1 pseudogene is annotated in these 435 nt (G+C 60.5%); it reads right to left on the bottom strand.

Annotated features, from left to right (window positions below):
• A pseudogene (locus tag ON27_RS29215) lies at positions 1–435 on the bottom strand (hypothetical protein); the annotation flags it as partial.

The raw sequence follows: 435 nt of genomic DNA, 5'->3' as shown, positions 1-435 counted from the left end.
GCGACTCCAGATGCCGGATCATCGGCAGGAAGCGCTGGCTCATCTGCGGAGTCAACTGTCCAATCCGCTCCCCGTCGATGCGTACTTCGACATGCGGTTTGGCTCGGCTGCCCTCCGCGGAATTCTCGTGCAAGGTAATGAAGAGCAGGCCGATTCCGCCCTCGGGTACGAATTTCAACAGCGCGTCGAAGTGTTCGTGCTCCTTGGTCACCTGGACGATTCCCGAACGAGGCAGCAAGGTATAGGCGACGTTCGGCGGATCGTTCACAGGGATCGCCAGGTCCGGATCTTCGATCCCGATCAGCACATTCGCACGAAGTTGCAGCCCACCTTCCCAGTCGTCGTACTCGCGGACCCAGATCTTGCTCGACGTCGTGGGAAGAAACCCCGATGCGATGATGCGGTTCAGGACCGCCGCCCAGTTCCGTGCGTCGT

Source organism: Nocardia asiatica NBRC 100129, assembly GCF_000308415.1.
In the GTDB taxonomy this organism is placed as follows: domain Bacteria; phylum Actinomycetota; class Actinomycetes; order Mycobacteriales; family Mycobacteriaceae; genus Nocardia; species Nocardia asiatica.
This window is presented reverse-complemented; position numbering and strand designations above follow the sequence as displayed.